The organism is Enterococcus sp. CSURQ0835 (genome assembly GCF_902706605.1).
Taxonomy (GTDB): domain Bacteria; phylum Bacillota; class Bacilli; order Lactobacillales; family Enterococcaceae; genus Enterococcus_A.
The window spans coordinates 1-26,200 of record NZ_CACSLH010000011.1; the positions used below are offsets into that span (position 1 = coordinate 1).

The following is a 26,200-nucleotide window of genomic DNA, read 5'->3' on the forward strand; positions in this document are numbered from 1 at the left end:
AGCGCCTTTCAAATTCTTATCATGCGATAAAAATTGTTATACGGTATTAGCACCTGTTTCCAAGTGTTATCCCCTTCTTAAGGGCAGGTTACCCACGTGTTACTCACCCGTTCGCCACTCCTTTTCTCTCGGTGAACCGAAGTTCGATGAAAGAAAAAGCGTTCGACTTGCATGTATTAGGCACGCCGCCAGCGTTCGTCCTGAGCCAGGATCAAACTCTCATATATAAGTTCAACACGATACGTTTGTATCGATGTTGAACTATAGTCAAATTTTCTAAAAGAACAATTTGACGTCATTTGAATTTGTTAAGCTCAAATAAAATTGATTCGCTAGCATAAATTGCTTGCTTGTATGTTGTTTCTATAAATATAGAAACGCCCTACACATTTGGTTCGTCTTATTTCGTTCAGTTTTCAAAGGTCTACATGGTGTTTCGTGTTGCATCAGCAACTTTTACATCTTATCAGCTTTCCAGCTGAAAGTCAACAACTTTTTTAAATTATTTTTTTGAAGTTGTTTGAAGTGCTTGATGCGACTTTGTTAGAATACCTAATCTCAAGCTATTTGTCAATAACTTTTTTTAAGTTTTTCGAGCGAGATATTTGACTTCCTCGTTTCGAACAATAATTAATATACCAACTTAATTCGGATTGGTCAACGATTAATTGTACTTTTTTGCCACCTTTTTTTATACCCGATTGTTATCGCGTAACAGTTTTGAAACATTCGTTAAAATCACAAAAAAGACGGATAATTTTGCAAGATACACAAAATCATCCGTCTTTATTTTTTAGCGCATCGTTGGAAAAAGCAAAACATCACGAATCGATTGGACGTCTGTCAGTAACATGACGAGACGATCGATCCCAATTCCTAATCCACCAGTTGGCGGCATTCCATATTCTAACGCTTCTAAGAAATCTTCATCTACGCCATGGGCCTCATCGTTTCCTTGTTCGCGTTCTTTTTCTTGCGCTTCAAACCGTTCCCGCTGATCGATCGGGTCATTTAATTCGGTAAAGGCATTGGCAAACTCACGCCCCACGATAAATAACTCAAAGCGATCCGTAAAGCGATCATCTTGCGCATTTTTCTTAGCCAGTGGTGAAACTTCCACAGGATGACCATAAATGAAGGTCGGTTGTTGCAATGTTTCTTCAACAAAGGTTTCGAAAAATTCGTTGATGATGTGGCCGACTTCCATATTATCGTTGATTTCTACGTGGTGTTCAGCTGCTAATGCGCGCGCTTGTTCCAGCGTCATAGCTGGCCAAAAATCAACACCGGTTTTTTCTTTGATCGCATCGACCATATGCACGCGTTTAAAATCAGATTTCAAATCAATCGTTTGACCATCATAGGTGATCGTATTTTCGCCTAAAACTTTAGCTGCCACGTCGCGGATGATGCCTTCTGTCAAATTCATCACGTCTTCATAATCGAAGTAAGCGGTATAGACTTCCATCATCGTAAATTCTGGATTGTGGGTCGTATCGATCCCTTCGTTTCGGAAGACACGGCCGATCTCGTAAACTTTTTCCATCCCGCCAACAATCAAACGTTTCAAATGCAATTCCAACGCGATCCGTAAATACAGATCCATATCCAACGCATTGTGGTGCGTGATGAACGGACGAGCCGCAGCTCCACCTGCTTCGTTGTGTAACACAGGTGTCTCGACTTCGATGTACCCTAAGCCATCCAAATAACGACGGATCTCACTGATAATCTCACTGCGTTTCACAAAACGGTCGAAGCTATCACGATTTGAGATCAGATCTAAATACCGTTGACGATAGCGTTGTTCTACGTTCGTCAAACCATGATACTTTTCTGGTAATGGTCGCAATGATTTTGTCAATAGCGTGATCTTTTGAGCTTTGATGGACACTTCACCGGTATCAGTCTTCATGATTTCACCAGTCACGCCAAAGAAATCGCCTAGGTCAGCATGTTTAAAAATCGCGTAAGGCTCTTCACCGACTTCATCTTTTCTGACATAGATCTGGATCTGACCTTCGCGATCTTGTAAATGGGCAAAGCCAACTTTTCCTTTGCCGCGCTTGGTCATCATCCGACCAGCAACACTAGCCGTCAAGCCTTTTTCTTTTAAGTCTTCTTTTGTGTCTGCATCAAATTTTTCATGGAGCTCTTTTGAATTTGCTGTCCGTTCAAACCGCTCGCCAAATGGATCTTGGCCTTGCTCGCGGATATTTTCCATTTTTTCACGACGGACACGCATTTGATCGTTCATTTCCGTCTGATAATTTTGTTCTTCTGTCACGAAGATTCCTCCTTCATTCTTGCTATTCTTTCTTATAATGCCAATGAATACATAAAAAAGCAAGCCGAATTCAGGATTCGGCTTGAAATCTAGCGAACTTTTTGGCGTTCCGTTTTTTCGACGAAAGCATCCAATAAGTCATTGATGACGTGTTGTTCTTCGGTCTCATTGATAGCGACTTTGACTTTGGCCGCCCGCGGAATGCCTTTTAAATAATAGCTGGCATGTTGCCGGAACTCACGGCACGCGATTTTTTCACCTTTTAGATCAACGAGCCGTTGCAAATGCACTTTGGCCGTGGCGATTTTTTCCCGTGGGGTTGGTTCAGCGATCAATTCACCGGTCTCCAAGTAATGTTGCGTACGATGGATCATCCACGGATTACCAAGCGCAGCGCGACCGATCATCACCCCATCAGCGCCGACTTCTTCGATCATACGCTTCGCATCTTCTGGTGTTCTGACATCGCCATTACCCATGAACGGGATTGTCAAGTGATCAGCGACTTGTTTCAACACACCCCAGTCGGCTTCCCCTTCATACATTTGCACTCGTGTCCGACCGTGCATCGCTAGAGCAGCTGCGCCCGCACTTTGAGCTGCCAGTGCATTTTCCACAGCAAAGATATGCTCACTGTCCCAACCGATCCGCATTTTGACGGTGACAGGAATGTCGACGCTAGACGCCACTGCGTACACCATCTCATAGACTTTATCGGGATCTAACAACCACTTAGCTCCCGCATCGGTTTTAACGACTTTATTTACCGGACAGCCCATGTTGATGTCCACGATGTCCGCTTCCGTATTTTCTTGAACGAAGCGCGCTGCTTCTACTAAAGAATCTTTATTACCACCAAAGATCTGCACGCTTAACGGATGTTCCCGTTCATCGATGTAGAGCATCTCTAACGTCTTTTTATTTCGAAAATGAATCCCTTGGTCACTAATCATCTCACAGACGACCAGCCCGGCACCAAATTCTTTGACCGTTACGCGAAACGCGGCATTTGTGATCCCAGCCATCGGCGCCACCACGACCCGATTGGGGATCTCGACATCGCCGATCTTCCACGTCCCATTCAATGGTTTTGTCATTTAACTCTCTCCTAACGCTTCTTGTTTCAATGCAGCGAGGTCTGCTTCACTGTATTCGTATTTATTGTTGCAAAACGTACAAACTGCTTCAGCACCGTGATTTTCATCGATCAATGTCTGGATCTCTTCCGCACCTAGCGCGATGATCGCTTCGGCAAATTTTTCTTTCGAGCAATCACATTTAAATTGCACCGGCATTTTCTCGAGCCAGTCGATCTCGGTCGTTCCTAACAAGCCCGTCAAAATTTCTTCGGGGGTCTTGCCTTCATCTAACAGACTGGAAATGCGTGCGGTTTGCGTTACTTGCTGCTCGATTTTGTCGATCACTTCGTCACTTGCACCAGGCATGATTTGGATCATGAAACCACCCGCTGTTTTGATCGTGTCATCGGTGTTCACTAAAACGGAAACCCCGACTGCAGAAGGCACTTGCTCAGAGACTGCCAAATAATAAGTGAAATCTTCGCCGATCTCACCAGAAACGATCGGTGTTTGACCAGAAAAAGGTTCTTTTAAACCTAAGTCTTTGATCACAGTGAAATTACCTTGCGTCCCAACTGCACCCCGGACATCCAATTTACCTTGAGAATTTAACGGCAAGCTCAAATGTGGATTTTGGATATAGCCTTTGACATCACCGCGTCCATTACTGTCGACGACGATCGCGCCAGCTGGTCCATCCCCTAATACTTTCACCGTTAATTTGTCATCACCTTTTAACGTCGCGCCTAACATCAACCCGCCAATCATCGTACGACCTAACGCTGCTGAAGACGTGTTCCAAAGCTCATGACGACGTTGCGCTTCGGCGATCGTTGCAGTGGCATCCACCGCATAAGCCCGCACAAAACCGTCATAAGCCAATGATTTTACTAAATAATCGCTCATGCTTGTACTCCTCGTCATTAAAATCAAGTTGATCATTCAGCCATTGACTGCTTTTGATCAACTGTTACTCGTGATTGCATCATACTAGGAGTTTTGAAAATTTTCAACTGCTCCGTTCCGGTTTAAGAAAAGTTCAAGGTGCCCGTAGCTTTGTACGCAGTTGTAACGCAGCCTTCAAGTGACCGAGCACCATCTTAAAACGAAAAGAGGGCAAGATCAATCCGCGTTGATCTTACCCTCTTACTTCAATCGATTTTATGCTTGATGATCCGAATCCGAATCATGTGGTTCCGCATCTTTCGGTTTGACATCCGTTGAATCCGCAGCGTTTGGCGCTGGAGCTTTTTCAGCTGAGTCTTGGCCTTTCGTTGCTGAATCGCTAGTTGATTTATCATCTTCTGCTTGTTTTTCAGCATCTTTGACTTCCAAGGCGCGTTTGGCTTCTTCAAATGTCTGTGCTTGTGATTTTTCACTTGGATACAAGCTGTCGTTTTCCGGCATCTTGCCATCTTCAAACAATGACTTGATCGCTTTGGCATCCAATGTTTCGTATTCCAATAATTTTTCAGCGATCAATTTATGCTGGTCACGATGAGATTCGATGATCTCGCGAGCTTTTTCGTGGGCTTGCATCAAGATCTTGCGCACTTCTTGGTCGATCTCAAAGGCAACTTGTTCAGAATAAGCTTTTGTTTGGCCGTAGTCACGACCGACAAAAACTTGATGGTTGCCTTCATATTGAACCGGACCAAGTTTTTCACTCATCCCATATTCCGTGACCATGCTACGAGCTAATTGTGTCGCTTGTTCAAAGTCATTGGAAGCCCCAGTTGATTGAACATTGAAGATGATCTCTTCAGCTGTCCGCCCCCCTAAGAGCCCAACGATTTGTTCGAACATATCGTCTTTGGTCATCAACATCTGATCTTCTTTTGGTAAGGCAATCATGTAACCACCGGCGCGTCCTCGCGGAATGATCGTTACTTTGTGAACGACCCGTGCACGGTTCAAGACCATTCCAATGATCGTATGGCCGGCTTCGTGGTAGGCGACCATTTTACGTTCGCGTTCGGAGATGACCCGATCTTTTTTCGCTGGTCCGGCGATCACGCGATCTTCGGCTTCATCCACATCAGAAGCGTCGATTTTTTTCTTGTTCCGACGCGCAGCTACTAAAGCGGCTTCGTTCAAGACGTTTTCTAAGTCAGCACCGGCAAAACCTGGTGTTTGTTGCGCTACGACTTTCAAATCAACATCATCTGCTAACGGTTTGTTCCGTGCGTGGACGCGTAAGATCGCTTCCCGACCTTTGACATCTGGCCGACCGACTAAGATCTGACGGTCAAAACGTCCCGGACGCAAGAGAGCTGGATCTAAAACATCTGAACGGTTGGTTGCGGCAATGACGATGACGCCTTCATTCCCATCAAATCCATCCATTTCAACAAGCAACTGGTTCAAGGTTTGTTCACGTTCATCGTGACCGCCGCCCATCCCAGCGCCCCGTTGCCGACCGACTGCATCGATTTCATCGATGAAGATGATCGCAGGTGCATTTTTCTTCGCTGTTTCAAATAAATCCCGAACTCGGCTGGCACCGACCCCGACGAACATTTCGACAAAGTCTGAACCTGAGATCGAGTAAAACGGTACGCCAGCTTCACCAGCAACTGCTTTAGCCAGCAATGTTTTACCAGTTCCGGGAGGTCCTTCTAGTAAGACCCCAGCTGGGATTCGAGCGCCCAGCTCCACAAAACGCCGTGGATCTTTCAGAAATTCCACGACTTCCACTAATTCTTGTTTTTCTTCTTCGGCTCCCGCGACATCAGAGAAACGGACGCGGTTGGCTTTTTTGTCGGCTTCTTTGGCTTTGGATTTCCCAAAGTTCATGACCCGACCGTTGCCGCCACCGCCGCCACCTTGTTGGCCCATGATCATGTAAAAGAAGAAGACCATGATCAAGATCGGCAAGAAGCTGACTAGTAAAGTGATCCACATGCCGCTGCTAGATTCTTCTTGGACATCTGCTTTGACTTTGTGGTCTTTGGCTAGATCGCTGACTTCTTTTAACGAAGAGTCATTCGGCAAGACGATCGTTGAAAAGTGTGTCGTCGTCGTGTCGGTCGATCCGATGATGCTCAAGCCGCCAGCGTTTGAAACTTCTTGTTTTTCTTTGTACTGCCCGGTGATCTTGTAGACCCCGTTGGATGGCTGGATCTTGAAGTTTTTGATTTTTCCGTCCTTCATCTGTTGGGTGAAGGTACTATACTCGATGTCCGGCGATTGCGATTTGTTATCTCCAAATAGGAAATAAACGACCATCACCAACGCCAAGATCACGAGGATATAATAGAGGGCATTTTTGACCCCCTTATTATTTTTGTTCATAGGCGTCCTCCTTGGATCGTTTTTGTTTTATTCTGACCAATTAATTATAACACAATGTTTTTCCAACCAGCATTAATTTGATTGATAAACTTCTGGTTTTAACACGCCGACATACGGCAAATTGCGATAAGCTTCCGCATAATCCAATCCGTAGCCGACGACAAATTCATTCGGCACATTGAATCCGACATAATCGGCAGTGATATCGACCACGCGGCCTTCTGGTTTGTCTAGAAGCGTCACGATCTTCACCGAATTAGCTTTACGGTATTTGAATAGATCAACTAAATAGCCTAATGTCCGACCACTGTCGATGATATCTTCGACGATCAATAAATCGCGGCCTTCCACGTTGGTGTCAAGATCTTTTAAAATCTTGACCTCACCAGATGAGACCATTTGATTGCCATAGCTTGAGACATCCATGAAATCTAATTCGAGATACGTATCGATCTCGCGGACAATGTCAGCCATAAAGGGGATGGCTCCTTTTAAGATCCCGACTACTAATGGATTTTTATCAGCGTATTCTTTCGTCAATTCGGCACCTAGTTCAGCGGAACGTTTTTGAATCTCTTCTCGCGTAATCAAAACTTTTTCAATATCTTTTTCTAGCATAAAAGGGGCTCCTTTCAATTCTTTCCCTGAGCGTTATATTCAAGTATGTAGTGTATTCTATCAGTTTCATTCCTAATACTCAAATAAGAATTCACTAAAGGTAATAGCGCTAAAACGCGATCGTTCGCATCGGTCACTACCCAGAGCTGCTCGCGTTTTTTTTGCGGGATTTTTTGGTCGATCAAATAGCGGCGGACCTTTTTAAAAAGTGTCGGACTCAACTGGATGCGATCCCCGGGTCTACGCCGCCGAACAACTAGCGGCAAGGCTGTCGTCAAAGGTAATTCCAGCTGATACTGAGCTGACGTTTTCCCCGTGCTTTGGCGCAAACAAACCGTTTCCGTCTCACTCAAAGCAACTGCTTCTTCTGCTGTAAGAGTAATTTGCGACACATTTTTTACCGGTTTTGTTTTCATCAATCCTAATTGTTCATAGCTTCGGAAAAATTGCCAACCACCTTCAAGATCGATCGTCCACTGGGATTTGGTTTTAGTCATCAAGGTCAACACTTGTTGCAATTGTTTTTGACTGATCGCCACTTCGCACTGCTGACAAAAAAATTGCAAGAAGTAATAGCGCGTACTGGCATTTTCCGGCAAAAGTGTGCGGGCAAATTGCCAACCGGTCGAAGTTTCCGTCACTTGGTCCAAGCGATTGGCTAATAATTCTTTCAGCGCATCATCTGCTGAAAACAACTGCTGACTGAATTGCGCAAAATGTTGTAGCACTTGGGGATTTTCTTGTTTTAATTTCGGCAGAACATGATGCCGCAGCCGGTTGCGCAAATACGCGTCAGAAAAATTGCTCGCGTCTTCTAAATACTGAAGCTGGTGCTGCTGGGCGTACCGATACAACGCGGCTTTTTCAAACGTCACTAACGGCCGCACTAGCTGACCTGTAGCAAACGGCTGAACTTTTTTGATTCCGGCATGAGTCGCTAAACTGCCACCTCGCACTAGTCGCATCAGCATCGTCTCCGCTTGATCATCCCCATGATGGGCCGTGAACAATAGCTCATAGCCCGCTTCTTCCATCACCTGTTCAAAAAAGTGGTAGCGAAACGCGCGGGCTTGTTCTTCGACACCGCTTGAAGGGATCGTTTGCCAACGCGTTTCGTAAAATGGTACGTGTAACGTGTGGCAAAGGGTCCGCAAAAAATCCGCTTCCGCTTTAGACTCAGCACGCAACCCGTGATCCACATGTGCCACGCCGAACGTCACCGGTAATTTCGTCAACAAATGCAGTAACACTTGCGAGTCAACCCCCGCAGAAGCCGCCAATAAAATCTTCTGACCTTGAAAGAAAGCCTGATTTTGTTGCCAAAAAGCTGCTTCCATCCTACCACCTCCTTATGAACTCAATGTGAAATGAAAAGCGAAGAGAAGGTCGTTCTCGTAGCTAGATCTAATGAAAAGCGCAGCAGGCTCGTTCAACTTTCCAGCAATAAGCGGTCAATTGATTTTTGGCGCTTTTTGCCAACAGCTGACTTTTCCCGACAAAAAAAGCTGAAACCCATCGGATCTCAGCTTCCCGTGTTAGCTGCGACGTCCGCCGCGGCCGCCACGTTTTCCCTCTGTATTACGTTTTAGTGATGATAAACGATCATCACTATCCTTTAAAAAGGAACTCATCAATGTATCGAAGTCTTGTTTGCCGCCGCCGTGATTGTTGCTTGGTCGACCTTTCCGGCCTTGTGAACGGTTGTCGCGATGTCCGCCGCCACGATTATCGCGGTTATCACGATTGTCATGCTGGTCGCGGCTTTCACGGTGTTCACGATATGGTTTCTTTTCAGCTTGTGGTTGATCTTGCGCTTTTCGAATTGAAAGACCGATCTTGCCGTCATCACCAACCGAGGTCACTTTGACGGTCACTTCATCTCCTACGCTTAAAACATCATGGATATCTTTGACAAAACCATTGGATATTTCACTGATATGGACTAAGCCGGTCTTCCCTTCTCCAAGATCAATGAATGCACCAAAATTTGTGATCCCAGACACTTTTCCTTGTAGCTTAGCTCCTACTTCGATTGACATAAAAAGATTGTTCCTCCTATTTTTAATTACCTATTTATTAAAACTACTTGTTGGTAGTTTCAGACTTAATGATTTCTTGTGGATCATTGGTGGCTGGCGTCGCTTTTTGCTCTGGTAAAACGAAGATCAATTCATCGTCTTTAGAATAATAATAACGGCTGCGGGCTAGCTTTTCCACGTAGTCATTATTTTCTAACAATGCGACATCATGCTTTAAAGTCGTTACACGCGTGTCAACTTTTTTAGCTTCGACTTGCGTTTTTTCTTTGATCGACACTAAATTATTCAAACGCTGGTGTTCGTGAAAGATCTGAATACTCATAACGGTAAAGATCACTCCGACCACTGCGATCACCGCAGCTAAACGTCGGCGGCGAAAGATCAATTGTCGTTGTTGCTTTTGAAATTTCACATATTGTTCTTTCGCATAAGGAGTGCCGATGGAGGCTACTTTCGGTTGCTGTTTTTCACTCATTTTCTCCGCTCCCATCCTTATGATATTCCTACCCATTATAACAAGTCCCCTAGAGGATGTCTATTTGATTTCGCTTTATTTAAAGGTTATTTTCCACGCGCTCTTCCCGAATGATCTCATACATTTGCGCCGCGTCATCTTTTTTAGTCGATTCATGTAGCTCAGCGACTTTGACTTCCAACACTTTATTCCCAAAACGGATCTTCACGTCATCGCCGACTTTGACATCAGTCGAAGATTTCGCTAGTTTGCCGTTGACTTGGATCCGCCCTTTGTCCGCCACTTCTTTAGCCACTGAGCGGCGTTTGATGATCCGTGAGATTTTCAAAAATTTATCTAAACGCATATTATTTTCCTTCTTTCTTCCAATTGATTCGTAAGATTTTTGCGCCAAATGGCAATAACAGCCACTCCCGCAACGTTAATAACTTCAAGCGGATCGCAAGTAAAATAAATCCGCTACCGCCTAAGCCGACCCCGATGATCGCTAAAAGCAGTGCTTGACTGCGGTGCTTGATGTCGCCGATCGTAAAATGTAAAACGCCGTAATAACTAAAGATCACGACACTCATCCCCATTAAACATGCCAATAGTTTGAACGTGAAATGTCCTTTGCGATATTGCTGGATGCTTTTTTCACTTGCACGCTGTAAGACGACTAGCGTCACGAATAAACTGAAAATCGTCGCCAGACTTGCCCCCAGCGTTCCCCATTGTCGAGTAAACAACGTCGTGGTGGCGGCCTTGACTGCCAAACCGCTGCCAGCTGCCACAAGTGGCGCGTGATTACGGTTTTGACTTTGGGCGATACTTTGGTGAGCTTGGATCAATGCCATCAAAAAAATCGCCAAGACAAAAACTGTCAGTGTCCCATTGCCGGCTTGATCTTTGAACAACCCATAATTCACTAACGGCAACAACAAGGCTAGCCCGACTGAAGCTGCAGCTGCCACGCCACTGGTCAAGCGTAAAAAGATCTGGCTGTTTTTGACAAACAGTTCCCGATCATTTAAATAGCGCGTCAAGATCGGTAAAAAACTAGCGCTCAACGCCAACGCGATCACTAATCCTAGTTGGACTAGCGGTTGGCCGCGATCATAGACTCCTTTTGCGATCTTAGCTCCTTGTTCAGTCAAGCCATGTGCCACCAACGCTTTTTTGATGGTGAAAGAATCCACCAGTTGGAATAAGATCAAAAAACCACTGTAGATCGTCATTAAGCCGCCTTCCACTACTAGCCGGCGAAAAAGTTGCGGTTGCTGGATTTTTTTCAACGGCCGACTGAAGCCGGTCCCTAAGATTTTTTTCTGATAATACACTAAAACGATAATTGCCGCCAGTCCGCCAAAGACTGCACCAGACATCGCCACCGTCCCGGCTTGATAGACCGACCAGCCAAATCGCTGCAAAGCCCAAGCTGAAAATAAAATCACCGTCACTCGGATCACTTGCTCGATCACTTGTGAGATCGCAGTCGGGGTCATCAGCAACTTGCCTTGAAACTCGCCCCGGCTAGTCGCCAACACCGGCATCAACAAAAAGGTGAAGGCGACTACGCGAACTAATGGACTTAACTGACTGTCCCCCATCCAGCGGGCGATCTCGTTGCTGAAAAAAAAAGTCCCCGCCCACAAAACGAGCCCGATACTGGAAATCAGCGGGAACAACTCAGCTAACACTTTTTTTTGCTGCGAAAGTGTCGGCTTTTCCGCGACATATTTCGAGATGAATTGCGGCAAGCCCGACAGCGCCAACGTCATGGCAAGACCATAGATCGGATAGACTTGCTGGTAGACGTAAAAACCTTCATCGCCAGCTAAGTTTTGATAAGGCACGCGATAGATCGCGCTTAGGATCTTCGCGACAAACGACGCGGCCGTCAAGACGAACGCGCCTTGCATCATGACTTTCATTTCTTTATTAGCCAGGTGAAGCCCTCCTAACTTTGATACTTCTGCGCTTTTAATGCACTGACGAATTTTGCGATCTCTCGCAGCCAAATCGCGGTGTCCATCTTTTGACCGATCGTTAATTTGATGGTCATTTTTTCTTTTTCTACGCCTAAAGTTGCCTTCATCTTCGTAGCCGTCAACGCGGCAAACAATTGCTCGGCGGTGTATTGCTTCGTACCCGCTTTACTCAACGTGAAGACTAATTGCCGTTCATTGCGCTGGATGCTTTCCACTAACGCGCGATCGCCGTCCATTTTGATCTGGCCGACTGTCAACAAATGCGCCACTTCATCAGGATAATCACCAAAGCGGTCGATCAAATCATCTTCCACTTCATTCAACATCTCTTCTGATTCCAACTCGCGGATCCGTTTGTAGATCTCGATTTTTTGCCGTTCATCTTCAATGTACGTTCCTGGAATATACGCATCGATCCCCAGGTTGATCTCCACTGACGTCCGCTCCACTTGTGCATTTTTTCCTTGCTTGCGAGCGACCGCTTCTTGTAGCATTTGAGAATACATGTCAAAACCGACTGCATCGATGAAGCCGTGTTGCTGGGCACCTAACAGATTGCCCGCCCCACGGATCGATAAATCCCGCATCGCAATCTTAAAGCCAGAACCGAGTTCAGTAAAGTCTTTGATCGCTTGCAGACGTTTTTCGCTGACTTCATTCAAGATTTTTTGCGGTTCATACATGAAATACGCATACGCTACTCGATTGCTCCGACCGACGCGTCCCCGTAATTGGTACAACGTCGACAGTCCCATATAATCGGCGTTTTCGACAAACAATGTGTTGACGTTTGGAATATCTACCCCAGTCTCGATGATGGTGGTCGTCACTAAAATATCATATTGACCATCAATAAAATCTAACAACGTATTTTCTAATTGGACCTCGGTCATCTGTCCATGAGCAAAACCGATCCGCGCATCCGGCACCAATTCTTGCAGCTCACTGACTTTGCGTTCGATCGTCTCGACGCGATTGTACAAATAAAAAACTTGCCCGCCTCGCGCTAGTTCCCGTTCGATTGCTTCTCTAATAGCGCCGGGATTTAATTCCATCACGTACGTTTGAATCGGGTAACGATTTTCCGGCGGTGTTTCAATCACGGAAAGATCCCGCACGCCAAGCATCGACATGTGCAATGTTCGAGGGATTGGAGTCGCCGTCAAGGTCAACACATCCACCTCAGAACGTAATTGTTTCAGCCGCTCTTTGTGTTTGACCCCAAAGCGTTGTTCTTCATCGATGACCAATAAACCTAGATCAGCAAATTTGATATCTTGTGACAACAAACGATGGGTACCCACGACGATATCGACTTGCCCGGTCCGCAATTCTTCGATCGTCGCTTCTTGTTGCTTTTTCGTTCGAAAGCGACTCAGCATCGCCACTTTGACGGGAAAATTCTCAAAACGTTCCGTCATCGTATCAAAATGTTGCTGCGCTAAAATCGTCGTCGGCACTAAAAAGGCGACTTGTTTATTTTCTTTGATCGCTTTAAAGGCCGCCCGTAACGCGACTTCCGTTTTCCCAAAGCCAACATCGCCTACCAAAAGCCGATCCATCGGCCGTGGTTTTTCCATATCGTGCTTGATCTCAGCCGCACTACGCAACTGATCATCAGTCTCCGTATAAGGAAATGCATCTTCAAATTCTTTTTGGTATTCATCATCAGGCCCAAATGCATACCCTCGTTCCGCTTCACGTTTCGCATACAACTCGATCAAGTCATCGGCAATGTCTTCGATTTTTTGGGAGACTTTGCGCTTAGTTTTGCTCCACTCGCTGCCGCCAAGCTTGTTGATCTTCGGCGGTTTAGCCTCAGATGCGACGTATTTTTGGATCAAGTTCAACTGGGTGACCGGAATGAATAATTTATCATCTTTTTGGTACAAGATCGTCATGTAATCTTGATGGGCACCGTCGATCTCGATGGTTTCCATTCCAATATATTTCCCGATCCCGTGATTAGCATGAACGACAAAATCTCCCGGCTTCAGTTCATTGTAACTTTTCAACCGCTCGGCATTCGAGATCGTTTGGCGCCGCGCGCGTTTTTTCGTGACTTTTTGGAAGATCTCGCGCTCCGTGACCACGATCAGTCGCGCTTGCGGCAATTCAAAACCCGTCGTCAAGTTGCCAGTTATGATTTGTGTTTTACCTGCTAACAGTTGATCGGGTCTTGTGGCTACCGCAGAAATATCGACTTCGCGAAACTCTTGCAATAATTTTTTTTGCCGTTCGTCATCCCCAACGACAAACACGATCGTTTGCTCTTGTTTTTTCCAACGATCGACTTCGGTTTTCAACAGCGGCATCTGACCGAAAAATTGTTGCATCGAACGATATTGAAAATTATGGATCGCTTCAAAACGCAAATTGCCCATCCCTTTTTGGAACAGCGAAAAATACGTCGCGGGATGTGTATTTTTTTTCAGCAGCTCCGGCAATTCAAAGCCTAACTTTTGTTCTGAAAAAAGGCGTAGCTCTTCGATTTTTTGCGTGTGCCACTGGGCTTCTTCTTGTTCCGTCTCGCGATTCGTCTCTAAGATCCGCGCATAGTCATCCACAAATAAAAAGGCGTCCTCACGTAAATAGGCCAGCAGCGATGTTTTTTCTTGATAGACTAAATCAGCGTAATAACGCGCGCTTTCTCCAGGAATTCCCGCTTCAAAATCCGCGATCAACTGCCCGAAATAATCACTCAAAAATTCTTGATCGGTTTTTTCTTTGGTGACTGCCAAGCGGCCTTTTAACAAACGATCAATCTGTTTAGCCCCAGCCTTTAGATCTTCGGCTGAAAAAACCAGTTCAGTCGTCGGGTTGATGGTTACATCTTTTAAATTCTCCACGGAACGTTGCGTGGCTGGATCAAAGTAACGCAATGAATCGATCTCCACATCAAACAATTCCACTCGGACTGGGTATTCAGTCGTCAGCGGATAAATATCGATGATGCTGCCCCGCAAACTGAATTCACCGGGTTTGCCCACCATACTTTGGCGTTCGTAGCCCATCAAAACTAGTTGCTGCGCTAATTGGTCTAACTCGACCTCACTGCCTAGCTGCCAATTCAATTGATTTTTTCCCCAGACTGCTGGTGTGGGTAAAAATTTGCGTAACGCGACTGCTGGCACGACATAAAGTCCTGGCAAGCCTTGCGCTAACGCGGCTAATGTCGCAACCCGCTCGGCACGCGCTTCAGGGGAAGAAAAGGCCATCTCCGCTGACAACACTTCATCCACTGGAAATAAATACACTGCTTCAGTCAACTGCCGCAATTCATCGGCTAGCTGATTACTATAGTAGAGATTCGGAACGACGACCATGATCTGCCGGTCAAAATTTTGACAAGCTCCAGCCATCACGAGTGCCTTGGCCGAACCAGACAAACCGATCAACAGTTGCCGCCGTGCTTTTTGCTTCAATTGTTGGTGCCACTCTGAAACGACTGGCGTTTGATTCAACAATTCGATTACATTCATTGATCTGCTCCTTGTCTTTTAATTAAACTTGTTCATCGTTTGCACAAAGTCATCGGTCGTCAAATAAAATTCGCACGCCGCGACTGCTTGATCGATCGCGTGTAAGATCTCCGGCTGTTCTTCTTTACTAAAAGGACTCAAGACGTGATTTACAACTGTTTTTCCTTGCGGCCGGCCGATCCCGATCTTGATCCGATCAAAGTGTTGACTGTCAATGTGAGCAATGATACTTTTGATCCCATTGTGACCGCCTGCGCTACCTTTTTGCCGTAACCGTAATTTGCCTAATGTCAGATCCAGATCATCGTGGATCACCACGAGCTCTTCTGGCAACACGCCAAAATACGTCATGAGCGGTCCTACAGCGCGCCCTGAATCATTCATAAATGTTTGGGGTTTGACGAGCAAAACTTTCTCGCTATTCACAAAATAATCTGCGACTTCTGCTTCAAATGGATTTTTTTTAAACGTCACACCTGCCGCCTTGGCCAATTGATCCACGGCCATAAACCCGACATTGTGTTTTGTCTGTTCATATTTTTTACCTGGGTTGCCCAGGCCAACGATCATCTTCATTTTATTCCCTCATTTTCTTAAGCATGCCAAAATGCTGGATCATCAAATTGATGACCCAGTCACTTTCTGAATCAGTATAACACAATTTTAGCTGTAGTGACTATTTAGCGCCTTGCGACCTCGGCAAAAAATATCGTTATTTATAAAAAAAGTTTAAGCAGCAAGGCATGGCGGAAATAAATGATGAAACGCTTACGAATAATACAACTAAAAAAACTGTATTATTTTTGTGCATATCATGTGACATAGAGAGCAAATTAGTGTTATCATCTGTAAGATAAAACAATTACGTGAAAGGATTGGTACACAATGACTGCAACAGCAGCTAAGAAGACCCATCAAAAAGTTATGTTAATCGGTGACGGTGCCGTTGGTTCTAGTTACGCATTCGCTCTAGTAAACCAAAACATCGCCCAAGAAATCGGAATTATCGATATCGACAGCAAACGCACAGAAGGCGACGCGATCGACTTGTCTCACGCACTAGCGTTCACTTCACCTAAAAAAATCTATTCAGCCGCTTATGAAGACTGTCACGATGCTGACCTAGTTGTCATCACAGCCGGTGCACCCCAAAAACCGGGCGAAACTCGGTTGGACCTAGTCAACAAAAATCTAAAAATCAACAAGAGCATCGTGGAACAAGTCGTTGCATCTGGTTTCAATGGTATCTTCCTAGTTGCCGCTAACCCAGTGGACATCTTGACTTATGCGACTTGGAAATTCTCAGGCTTCCCGAAAGAACGCGTCATCGGATCAGGTACGTCTTTAGATACTGCTCGCTTCCGTCAAGCCATCGCTGAATTAGTCAACGTTGATGCTCGGAACGTCCATGCTTACATCTTAGGCGAACACGGCGATTCAGAATTCCCTGTTTGGTCACATGCCAATGTTGCTGGTCTTCAAATTTACGAATGGGTCAAAGACAATCCAGAAGTCGACGAAGAAGCTTTAGTCAACTTATTCTTTGGTGTCCGTGATGCTGCTTATGAGATCATCGACAAAAAAGGTGCGACTTTCTATGGGATCGCCGTTGCTTTAGCTCGGATCACGCGTGCGATCTTAAACGACGAAAATTCAGTCTTCCCATTATCGGTTTACTTAGAAGGTCAATATGGTCAAAAAGATATTTATATCGGTGCCCCTGCCGTGATCAATGCTAGCGGAATCCAAAATATCATTGAAATCCCATTATCTGACTCTGAAAAAGATCGGATGGACGCTTCTGCTAAACAACTAAAAGAAGTTATGGACAAAGCGTTCGCTGATTTAGAAAAATAATTTTCTCCCGCACATTATTTCAAATAGCTTTCTAATCACAGGTCGTTATGATCTGTGATTTTTTTTCAATTATTTACTAAGATTTGGAGCATCCCTAGTCCCTTTTAGTTCCTAATGTGCTAAAATTGTTGATAGCAATACTATCATATTTCTTAAGGGAGTTATTTTATGACACGTTCGGAAAAACAAAACCGAGCTAACAAAACGCGTGTAGTGATCATTGCGGTGTTAGCAGTCTTAGTCGTATTAGTGGGCGGCTATACAGTAAAGAGTACATATTACAGCGATCGTTTTTTACCTAAAACACAAGTCAATGGGATCGACGTGGGTGGTCTGACCGTTGCCGAAGCTAATCAAAAGATGAAGACCGACCTTTCAAACGCACCGTTTGTAATCAAAGATAAAGGCAAAGCTTGGAAAGAGATTCAACGCAAAGATCTAGGTTGGACAGCCAACTATCAAACACAATTGAAAGCGATCAAGTCAGATCAAAATCCATTTAGTTGGGGCATGTCATTTGCTTCAGCGGCGGATAAAGATATCGAAGACGGCAGCACCATCAACGCTGAAAAATTAGCAGCGGTGAAGACGGCAGTCAAAGCGGAGATCGAGCAACTGAATACGACGCGGACCCCAACAAAAAATGCGACGGTCAAACAAACGGCAACTGGTTTTGAAGTCGTACCGGAAAAACAAGGCGATACGATCGACGTTGAAAAAGCCGCGGACGCATTCCAAAAAGCCGCGGAATCCGGCAAACAATCAGTTGATATCGAAAAATATTTAGCGCAACCGGTCACGAAAAAAGATGATCCGAAATTGCAAAAAGAAATCGAACGCATGAATAAGATCGCGAAGATCAAAGCCAATTACAGTATCAACGGCGAAACGTTCCAGATCCCATTAGAACAGATCAATAGCTGGTTGATTGATGACAATGGCGAATTATCCCTTGATCAAGTGCAAGTCCAAAATTATGTTGAAAGCTTAGCGCAACAATATGATACGAGTAAAGTCGCAACTAAATTCAACAGTACGAAGCGCGGTACCGTCGAGGTCAACCCCGGAACGTATAGCTGGACGATCCAAACGGTCTCTGAAGCAAAAGCGTTGACGGATGAGATCTTAAAAGGTAAAGATTTTACCCGCTCCCCGATCACAAAAGGTAGTACCGGTGCTGATCATAAGCTCGTGGATAAAACGTATATCGAAGTCGATCTAGAAAATCAACATATGTGGTATTACAAAGACGGCCATGTCGTTTTAGATACGGATATCGTCAGTGGCGCGCCGAAAAGCCCAACTCCAACTGGTGTCGATTATGTTTGGTCAAAAGAAACCAACAAGACATTGCGTGGAAAAAACGATGATGGTACCGATTATGCAAGTCCTGTCAAATATTGGATGCCCGTTGATTGGACGGGTGTTGGGATCCATGATTCCGATTGGCAACCAGCTTATGGCGGTAGCTTGTGGCAAACCCGCGGCTCCCATGGTTGCGTCAATACGCCACCCGATGTGATGGCAAAACTTTACGATCAAGTCGAAGTCGGAACACCGGTGATCATCTTCTAAACTAACAAAACAAAAACCTTCAGAGATCAGCTTACCCGCTGACTTCTGAAGTTTTTTTGTGGGCTGGTCGGCTAACTAAAAAACCCAGCTGCTACGAAAAAAATTCGTAGCAGCTGGGTTTTTGATTTTTAAAAAGAAATCCATTTCTTTTTTATTCTGGTTCCACTGACGTGAAGACTTCTGAGACATCATCGTCGTCTTCCAATTTTTCGACTAAGCGGTCTAATTGTTCTTTTTGTTCGCCTTCGACTTTGACGGTCGTTTGTGGGAACATCGTAAGTTCGGCTTGCGCTAACGTGAAGCCGTCTTTTTCTAATTGATCGCGCACGGTAGTGAAATCTTCAGGCGCGGTGAAAATCTCAAACACTTCTGGTGAACTTTCCATATCTTCAGCACCGGCTTCGATCACATCTTCTAACATCGTGTCTTCATCCACGTCTAGCCCTTCCCGCTCAATGGCGATATAGCCTTTACGGTCAAACATATAATTGACGGAACCGGTCTCGCCTAGATTCCCTCCGTTGCGGGTAAATGCTACCCGGACATTTGTCGCCGTTCGATTGCGATTGTCAGTCAAGGCGTGCACTAAGATCGCCACACCACCAGGACCATAGCCTTCATACGTGATCTCATCATAATTTTCACCTTCGCCGGCACTTGTTGCTTTTTTGATCGCACGGTTGACATTATCATTGGGCATGTTCGCGGCTTTAGCTTTATCCACGACAAGCCGTAGAGCCGGATTGTCACTCGGGTCAGGACCTCCAGCTTTGGCTGCCATATAGATCTCACGAGAAATTTTTTGGAAGATCTTGCCTCGCTTCGCATCTTGCGCATTTTTGCGGCCTTGAATGTTGTTCCATTTACTGTGTCCTGACATCTCGAATACACTCCTTTAAATTTTACAAAAGTCTAATCCAATTGTAGGACTTTCCCCGCTTTTTTGCAAAGATAAGCCTAGCTTCTCCGCTTGTGCTTCAACGTCCGCCATAAAAAAACGAGGACGCAAGCGGTCAACGCGCCACAACTATCTAACATGACATCTTGGAACAACGGTGTGCGATCACCTGTCAACATTTGATGGAACTCATCAGTCGCCGCATAGCCAGTCGCGGCTAGCCAAGCAAAACCTAACCCGAGTAGCTGACTATTTTTCAAGCGTGGCAACAAGCCGAGATACAGACTGCCCCCCAATAAAAAATAGGTCGTGAAGTGGGCGCCTTTGCGTAAATAAAATTCGATAAATTTTCCGTAACCAAGTGCTGCGATGCTGACGTCTTTGCCCGCATACTGAAATGAGATCGCATTGAGCTGCTCTTTGAACGGTTGGTTTTTCAAAAAATGATCGATCGTTGAGACTTGGCTTTGCGCTTCATACGTCATAGACGAGCTGTAAAATAAAACTGCCATCACAACTAGCGCAAAAACGAAATAGAGATTGCCGTTTTTCATTTGTTTGTTCATCACTGTCTCCTTTATTTGCGCTTTTATCTTAGCATAGCTGCTCATATTTTTCAGCAAAAAAACGAACGATCCAGCGTTGGTTTAACAACTGGATCGTTCGCACTTCATTTAGTAAAATTAGTTCACCCGGACAGCAAAACTTGGTGCAAAGTCCGCAACTGAACTGATGCTGACACTTTGACCTGGTGCCGGTGCTTGGATGAATTGACCGTTACCAAGGGAGATCGCAACGTGATACGTAGCCCCAGGTGCGCCCCAGAACAATAAGTCGCCGGCTTGGGCTTGGTCGACTGAGATCTGTGTCCCAGCTGACTCTTGCGGTACCGTCCAGCCGCCGATCTCTTTCCCCGTCGCTACTTGGTACACGTAATGGGTGAAACCAGAACAATCAAATGAATCTGGCCCTTTTGCTCCCCACACATATGGTGCACCCAAATGTTTCATCGCTTCAGCCACAACTGCTGAACCGGTACTTGAAGCCGGTGCCGCAACTTGTTGGTTCGTCGCAACCGGTGTCGTAGCTGTTTGGGCAGGTTGGCTATAGTTATAATCTATGATCGGTTGGCTGTAATCAGCAGATGCGCCAGTATTTGGCAATGCTGTTTGCGTAGCGACATTTCCAGTGTTTTCAGCACCAGCCATTACATTTGCTGAAGCGAAATTTGGTAACGCACTAGCCGTTACCGCAACCGAACCGATCATCATCAATGTCATCATACTTTTTTTCAAACTAATTTTTTTCAAGCTAAATTCCTCCGACTACTCTTTGATTTAAATTTCTTTTTTCTTACTAACACAAGATGCAGTCTAGCATAGCCGTTTTGCAGTGCAATTTAAATGCTGTTACAAAACACTTTCATTGTTTTGCGATTCAATGACATTACAATTGCGTAAGAAATATTGAAACACTTGTAAAATAAGGCTTTTTTACGATTTTTTCGTGAAAGAAATGTGTATCAATTTTTGAGTGAGCTGTATTACTAAAAAATAGTTCCAACGCGTCAGCGCACAAAAAAATAGCCCGCACGCGGCGAACTATTTTTTTGATTAGTTTTTCGTTGGTCACAGTTTTAAAAATCACCGCGCTTTTTCGTGCTGACTAGAACGGTTCACGCGGAAATTTTTTCGTGCCGGACCAGACGCTGGGACTAATGACCCTTGACTACTCACTAACACACACAACCGCAGTTTAGCATAGCTTCATGTCGGGTAAATAATAAAGTTGTTACAAAATAATGTCATTTCACTTCATAAAAAAACAGGAGCTCGCCTCCTGTTAATAAAGTCGTTCTTCGGTTTGCGTAAATAAATGATGGAGCGGATAGATGAAAATGACAAAGATGATCATATTCAGCAATAACGTCGGCCCTAAGAAATTCGTGATGAAAAAGTTGCTGTCTACCACGGCTAGTTTGAATAAAATCTGGAGCAAGACGGCGCTCAATTCAAAAAATGTCACGAAGATGATCATGGAAAAAAACAATGTCAGTAAGCTTTGGTGGATCGCGTTATTGAAAAAATAAATCAATGCCACCATCGCCGGCAACACACTGGCGTAAATCCCAATCACACCCACGTAATACAGATCAAACAGCAGGCCGATCACGACTGCGGTCAAAATCATAAAGCGTTCGTTCAAGACTTCGGATAAGACGAGGATCAGTAAGATGATCAAATGCGCGTTGGCAATGTAATAATTATCGCTCCACTGGCTGACCCACGTTGAAAAATGTGTATCTAACAGTAAAATGACAAAGAGTAAAAACGGCGCGAACCGTTTCGTGTAGCGTTCAGGAATCATTCGGACGCCTCCACCATTCGTTTTACGATCGTGACCACAGAAAGATCATACATCTGCGCATACGGCTTGATGTAGACTTCGCGATCTAAGCCATAGCTAGCTGGTTCGATCTTCGAAATGGTTCCGATCGGTAAGTTCGCAGGCGAATTGCCCCCTAGTCCCGATGTTTGGACCACATCGCCGGCTTTGATATCTTTGTTTTCAGTGATCTTTGAAGCCACTAAGAGTTGTGATTTACCATCATACTTCGACAACAACCCAAACGATTCGCCATCTTTTGACGTGATCCGAATCGGAAATTGATCCGTGTCTTTGTTGTTGGTCGTCAAAAGTTCGATCTTCGCTGAATGGGCGTTGACCTCGATGACCCGACCGATCAAGCCTTTTTGCGCCATCACCGCCATGTTGGATTTGATACCGTCGCTGCTACCTTTATCAACGATCAAGATATTTTGCCAAGTATCTGGCGAACGCGTAATGACATTGGCGGTGACTTCTTCATAGCTCGTCAATGTCTGTTTCAATTGAAGTTCTTCTTTTAGCTGCTCGATCTCTTTTTGCTGGTTCTTATTTTGCAACGTCAGCGCTTCGTATTTATCGAGCTTACGCTTTAATGCCTCGTTCTCATCATACGTGTTGAATAACGCTGTCAGCGATTGCGAGCTGTGTTTCAAAAGACGGCTCGGAGCTGAAACGACTCGATCGACGACACTGACCGTATCATTGATAGCTGACTGGACGAGGTTCGTGTTTTTTTCTTTGGCACGGCTCGCTGCGGTGATCGAGATCAACGCGACCGCGATAATAGCTAAAATCAATAAAATAAAAATATTCTTGTTTGGATTAAACTTCTTCACGTAGGCACCTCGACTAATAATATAATATAAATTCTACCACTAACCCAATGTTTAAAAAAGTGTGAGCCTGCGTTTTTAGATATTTTTAGGTTCTTGTCAGTCAAACGCGACAAAAAAGAGCGAGACCGCATTCGTCTCACTCCTTACATTTCCAGCAACCGCCTGCCAAACGTCATGGCGGGCACTATTTATTTATGCTCGATCTTTACTTTGCACGACTGCGATGATGCCCGCACTAAACGAAATCTCAGCGGTCGGTCCAACAAATTCATTGCTGGCCCAACTAGTCGGCTGCGCCACGTGCACATGATCCAATGTATATTTGCTTTTTGAAAGTGTCAGATCCGTCACGGGTGTCAAGCAACAATAGCCGAGGTATTTCATCGTTGGGACTTTTTCGATCGTGTAGCTTCCCGGCGCTAAATACGTCACGACATTTTGCCGATCTTGTAACGTCAATTGTGCTAGATGTGGTACAAAACGCGGTTCCACCCCTAGCCAAAGATTTGCCAACAGATGATCCAACCGCCCGCCAGTCGCGCCAATCAAACACACGTCGGCTGTCGGATAACGTTTAAACGTTTCAGCCAACGCCAGTTGTGTATCAGTATCATCTTTTTCGGGGATCGAAGACAAAACATCCGGGATCGTCGCAAAGACTTTTTCGCGTTCTGAGGCTGACAACGAATCAAAATCTCCCACCGCAAAATTCGGTGTGATCCCCCGTGCTAACAAATGCCACGTGCCGCGATCGATCCCGACAAACAAATCGTAATCAGTTGACTCAAACTGCGGCCACAATTCTGGACTGCCACCGGCGACAAGTAAGATCTTCATTAGCCGATGATCTCACGCAACGCATTGATCCGCTGACCAGGATCTTCTGCGCCATAGATGTATGAACCAGCTACGAAGACGTCAGCACCGGCTGCTAAACATTTACCAGCCGTTTGATCGGTCACGCCGCCGTCCACTTCGATCTCATAGTGATAGCCATTTTCTTTGCGCAATTGATCCAACTCCGCGATTTTTTTGACTGTCTCTTCGATGAACGATTGGCCGCCAAAACCAGGATTGACCGTCATCACTAAAACTTGATCGACTTCAGATAAAACGTATTTGACTGCTTCGACTGGTGTTCCAGGATTCAAGACGACGCCGGCTTTGACCCCAGCAGCTTTAGTCATTTGCACTGCGCGATGGATATGGGGTGTTGCTTCCACATGGGACATGATGATGTCGGCCCCTGCTTTAGCGAAGTCTTCGATATATTTTTCCGGTTCTGCGATCATCAAATGAACATCCAACGTCAATTTAGTTACGGGACGCAACGCTGCGACGACACTCGGACCAAACGTAATATTTGGGACGAAATTTCCATCCATCACATCGATGTGGATATAATCAGCACCGAGCTCCTCTACTAATTTGACTTCTTCACCTAACCGAGCAAAATCGGCACTTAAAATCGATGGGGCAATTTTCATAATTTCCTTACTCCTTTTTCTTTTTATAGATCGGACGACGCTGTTCGATCTCTTGTAAAAACTGCAAATAATTATCATAACGCGATTGCGCGATCTCGCCGGCTTCAACTTCGGCTTTCACTGCACAGCCGGGTTCTTTAACGTGACGGCACTCACGAAAACGACAGTTGACCGACGCACGCTGAAATTCCGGAAATTCTTTTGGCAACTCCGCGGCACTGATGTCTAAAAAATCGATCGAACTAAAGCCTGGTGTATCCGCAACTAAGCCGTCAAACAGCGGCAGCAACTCCACGTGTCGCGTCGTATGACGTCCCCGCCCGAGAGAAGTTGAAATCTCGCCGGTCGCTAAGTTCAACTCCGGCACCAATTCATTTAGTAACGTCGACTTGCCAGCTCCTGATTGACCCATGAAGACGGTCAACTTGTTGGGAAACAGCGCCGTTAACTTATCTTTTTCTTGACTGCTGACGACGGGATAATCCGCGACGTAAATCGCTCGGATCTGCTTTAAAACGTTCTCATCTTTGACCAGATCCGTCTTTGATACATAGATGATCGGATCGATCCCTTTAGCTTCCAAGGTCACTAAAAAACGATCCAGTAAGTTGAAAGAAAACTGCGGCTCCACTAAACTCGCCACGATCACCCCTTGATCCACATTGGCAACTGGCGGCCGGACTAATTCATTTTTCCGCGGCAATAACTCCAGCACATAGCCATCAGTTGGATTGTCACTGGAAAATACTACGTGATCTCCTACGAGCGGCGTCAATTTCTTCTTGCGAAAATTTCCACGACCTCGCGTCTGATACGTTTTTCCATTTGCATAGACATAATAAAAACCACTCAACGCTTTTCGAATCTGTCCTTCGATACGCTTCAACTCCTTTGACAAATCTTTTTTTCATTGTACCACAAATAATGGTCGGTAGAACCTAAAAGGTGAAGCCGCTACACTAAGGAACCACCCGCACTTCCTTGTTTTGATTTTTTCTGTAAAAACCCCCCTCGTCCGGCTTGCCGGACAAAGATTTTGCTTTTGTTCGTTTTGGCTTTTCAAAAACGAACGGGTATTATTCTGCCAAGTTGTCTGAGCGATACTTTCGCTCGTGCGCTTTACCACTTAAACTATCTTTTGCTCAAACAGCTGACTCTCGATTGCGCTCGACTCTATATTAAAAGAGACGAAAAATTTCGGAAAAATCCAACCCCTGCTAAAAAATAAAAAGCCGATTCACAAATGTATTCAGCCTGTTTTTACCAGCTTGATTCCTTGCGATTTCCAAAACTTCTTTATTTTCGCTTTCGAAAGAGCAGAAAAAAATGGAAACTTTTTTTGCCTGTTTGGTTCAGTTTTAGCTAAAAGTTTCGTTAATACTAGTGTAGGGCGTCGCGGCACCTCAAAAAAACTTTTACTAACAAGGAGGAATTTATCATGATCCAACCAATGGGAACCAAATTGCAAGTCCAGCTCGACTTAGTGGACAGCGACAAGAAAAAAGCGGTGAGTTTTCAAAATGTCGTCCCTGAAGTGACCGAAGAGCAAGCGTTAGTCTTAGCGGAAGTCGTGCAAAACGTGACGGCAAATGTTGCTGATTTGAATTGTGTTGTGAAGACCGATCAAGTCCGGATCACCAAATAAGGAGGAATAAATTATGTTAAAACTAGTCGTAGATTTTAAAAACCAAGCCGGTGACAAAACCCGCATCAGCTTTTCCGATGCGAAAGCCGGGATGACTGGCTCAGAAGTCAAAGCGGAAATGGAAAAAGTCGTGACGGCTCAAATGTTTGTCAAAGATGAGTTGAACATGTATGAAGCTGTCCACAGCGGCAAATACGTGGAAACGATCGAAACGAGTTTGTTTTAAGCATGAATCATTGAAAAAAAGCAATCACTAAAATGAGCACGATT

The 26,200-nt window shown here is 45.1% G+C and carries 23 protein-coding genes, 1 rRNA gene and 1 pseudogene; 4 read left to right on the forward strand and 21 right to left on the reverse strand.

Going from position 1 to position 26,200, the window contains the following annotated elements:
- The 13 genes from GVJ38_RS06225 to pth form a co-directional block, all read right to left on the reverse strand.
- Window positions 1-227 (reverse strand): 16S ribosomal RNA (locus GVJ38_RS06225); the annotation flags it as partial.
- Between the two features lie 566 nt (window positions 228-793).
- Entirely contained in the window at window positions 794-2,287 is a 1,494-nt protein-coding gene (gene lysS, locus GVJ38_RS06230; RefSeq protein WP_159722317.1) for a lysine--tRNA ligase, read from the reverse strand.
- 89 nt (window positions 2,288-2,376) lie between these two features.
- Window positions 2,377-3,372, reverse strand: a complete 996-nt coding sequence (gene dusB, locus GVJ38_RS06235) for a tRNA dihydrouridine synthase DusB (RefSeq protein WP_159722396.1) — start codon at window positions 3,370-3,372, stop codon at window positions 2,377-2,379.
- 12 nt (window positions 3,373-3,384) lie between these two features.
- Window positions 3,385-4,272, reverse strand: coding sequence for an Hsp33 family molecular chaperone HslO (hslO, locus tag GVJ38_RS06240; RefSeq protein WP_159722318.1), 888 nt, complete (start codon window positions 4,270-4,272; stop codon window positions 3,385-3,387).
- A gap of 255 nt (window positions 4,273-4,527) precedes the next feature.
- Window positions 4,528-6,660: an ATP-dependent zinc metalloprotease FtsH gene (gene ftsH, locus GVJ38_RS06245; protein ID WP_235032836.1), complete on the reverse strand. Its 2,133-nt coding sequence runs from the start codon at window positions 6,658-6,660 to the stop codon at window positions 4,528-4,530.
- 72 nt (window positions 6,661-6,732) lie between these two features.
- Window positions 6,733-7,278 carry a hypoxanthine phosphoribosyltransferase gene (gene hpt / locus GVJ38_RS06250; protein WP_159722319.1) on the reverse strand — a complete coding sequence of 182 codons (546 nt, stop codon included), beginning with the start codon at window positions 7,276-7,278 and terminating at the stop codon, window positions 6,733-6,735.
- A 14-nt stretch (window positions 7,279-7,292) separates the two neighbouring features.
- Window positions 7,293-8,615, reverse strand: a complete 1,323-nt coding sequence (gene tilS, locus GVJ38_RS06255; RefSeq protein WP_159722320.1) for a tRNA lysidine(34) synthetase TilS — start codon at window positions 8,613-8,615, stop codon at window positions 7,293-7,295.
- 198 nt (window positions 8,616-8,813) lie between these two features.
- Window positions 8,814-9,317 (reverse strand): S1 domain-containing RNA-binding protein, encoded by a 504-nt coding sequence (locus GVJ38_RS06260; protein WP_159722321.1) that lies wholly within the window; start codon window positions 9,315-9,317, stop codon window positions 8,814-8,816.
- Between the two features lie 43 nt (window positions 9,318-9,360).
- A complete protein-coding gene (locus GVJ38_RS06265; protein ID WP_159722322.1) occupies window positions 9,361-9,792 on the reverse strand; it encodes an FtsB family cell division protein in 432 nt (143 codons plus the stop codon).
- Between the two features lie 79 nt (window positions 9,793-9,871).
- Window positions 9,872-10,138 (reverse strand): RNA-binding S4 domain-containing protein, encoded by a 267-nt coding sequence (locus tag GVJ38_RS06270; protein WP_159722323.1) that lies wholly within the window; start codon window positions 10,136-10,138, stop codon window positions 9,872-9,874.
- A gap of 1 nt (window position 10,139) precedes the next feature.
- Window positions 10,140-11,720 (reverse strand): putative polysaccharide biosynthesis protein, encoded by a 1,581-nt coding sequence (locus tag GVJ38_RS06275; RefSeq protein WP_200849463.1) that lies wholly within the window; start codon window positions 11,718-11,720, stop codon window positions 10,140-10,142.
- Window positions 11,721-11,731: 11 nt separating this feature from the next.
- Entirely contained in the window at window positions 11,732-15,244 is a 3,513-nt protein-coding gene (gene mfd, locus GVJ38_RS06280; protein WP_159722324.1) for a transcription-repair coupling factor, read from the reverse strand.
- Window positions 15,245-15,262: 18 nt separating this feature from the next.
- Window positions 15,263-15,820, reverse strand: a complete 558-nt coding sequence (gene pth / locus GVJ38_RS06285) for an aminoacyl-tRNA hydrolase (protein ID WP_159722325.1) — start codon at window positions 15,818-15,820, stop codon at window positions 15,263-15,265.
- Between the two features lie 309 nt (window positions 15,821-16,129).
- Between pth and GVJ38_RS06290 the strand changes: the two genes are divergently transcribed.
- Entirely contained in the window at window positions 16,130-17,101 is a 972-nt protein-coding gene (locus tag GVJ38_RS06290) for an L-lactate dehydrogenase (protein ID WP_159722326.1), read from the forward strand.
- Between the two features lie 168 nt (window positions 17,102-17,269).
- Window positions 17,270-18,676 (forward strand): L,D-transpeptidase family protein, encoded by a 1,407-nt coding sequence (locus GVJ38_RS06295; RefSeq protein ID WP_159722327.1) that lies wholly within the window; start codon window positions 17,270-17,272, stop codon window positions 18,674-18,676.
- 151 nt (window positions 18,677-18,827) lie between these two features.
- On the opposite strand, the gene GVJ38_RS06300 is transcribed toward GVJ38_RS06295, so the two are convergent.
- From GVJ38_RS06300 to rsgA, 8 genes and pseudogenes are all read right to left on the reverse strand, one after another.
- The gene (locus GVJ38_RS06300; RefSeq protein WP_159722328.1) at window positions 18,828-19,556 is read right to left on the reverse strand and encodes a YebC/PmpR family DNA-binding transcriptional regulator; all 729 of its coding nucleotides are present in this window, start codon (window positions 19,554-19,556) and stop codon (window positions 18,828-18,830) included.
- A 77-nt stretch (window positions 19,557-19,633) separates the two neighbouring features.
- Entirely contained in the window at window positions 19,634-20,140 is a 507-nt protein-coding gene (locus tag GVJ38_RS06305; protein ID WP_159722329.1) for a VanZ family protein, read from the reverse strand.
- Between the two features lie 117 nt (window positions 20,141-20,257).
- Window positions 20,258-20,629, reverse strand: a pseudogene (locus GVJ38_RS14285) (C40 family peptidase); the annotation flags it as partial.
- 787 nt (window positions 20,630-21,416) lie between these two features.
- A complete protein-coding gene (mreD, locus tag GVJ38_RS06315) occupies window positions 21,417-21,941 on the reverse strand; it encodes a rod shape-determining protein MreD (protein WP_159722330.1) in 525 nt (174 codons plus the stop codon).
- A complete protein-coding gene (mreC, locus tag GVJ38_RS06320; protein WP_159722331.1) occupies window positions 21,938-22,798 on the reverse strand; it encodes a rod shape-determining protein MreC in 861 nt (286 codons plus the stop codon). Before mreC ends, mreD begins: the two co-directional genes overlap by 4 nt.
- A 192-nt stretch (window positions 22,799-22,990) precedes the next feature.
- Window positions 22,991-23,635 carry a thiamine diphosphokinase gene (locus GVJ38_RS06325; protein WP_159722332.1) on the reverse strand — a complete coding sequence of 215 codons (645 nt, stop codon included), beginning with the start codon at window positions 23,633-23,635 and terminating at the stop codon, window positions 22,991-22,993.
- Window positions 23,635-24,285, reverse strand: coding sequence for a ribulose-phosphate 3-epimerase (gene rpe / locus GVJ38_RS06330; protein ID WP_159722333.1), 651 nt, complete (start codon window positions 24,283-24,285; stop codon window positions 23,635-23,637). The genes GVJ38_RS06325 and rpe overlap by 1 nt, the downstream gene beginning before the upstream one ends.
- A 7-nt stretch (window positions 24,286-24,292) precedes the next feature.
- The gene (gene rsgA, locus GVJ38_RS06335) at window positions 24,293-25,171 is read right to left on the reverse strand and encodes a ribosome small subunit-dependent GTPase A (protein WP_159722334.1); all 879 of its coding nucleotides are present in this window, start codon (window positions 25,169-25,171) and stop codon (window positions 24,293-24,295) included.
- Window positions 25,172-25,723: 552 nt separating this feature from the next.
- Between rsgA and GVJ38_RS06340 the strand changes: the two genes are divergently transcribed.
- Both GVJ38_RS06340 and GVJ38_RS06345 read left to right on the forward strand, forming a co-directional pair.
- The gene (locus GVJ38_RS06340; RefSeq protein WP_159722335.1) at window positions 25,724-25,930 is read left to right on the forward strand and encodes a hypothetical protein; all 207 of its coding nucleotides are present in this window, start codon (window positions 25,724-25,726) and stop codon (window positions 25,928-25,930) included.
- A 13-nt stretch (window positions 25,931-25,943) separates the two neighbouring features.
- Complete coding sequence (locus GVJ38_RS06345) at window positions 25,944-26,156, forward strand: DUF2922 domain-containing protein (protein ID WP_159722336.1); 213 nt, start codon at window positions 25,944-25,946, stop codon at window positions 26,154-26,156.
- Window positions 26,157-26,200: the final 44 nt, after the last annotated feature.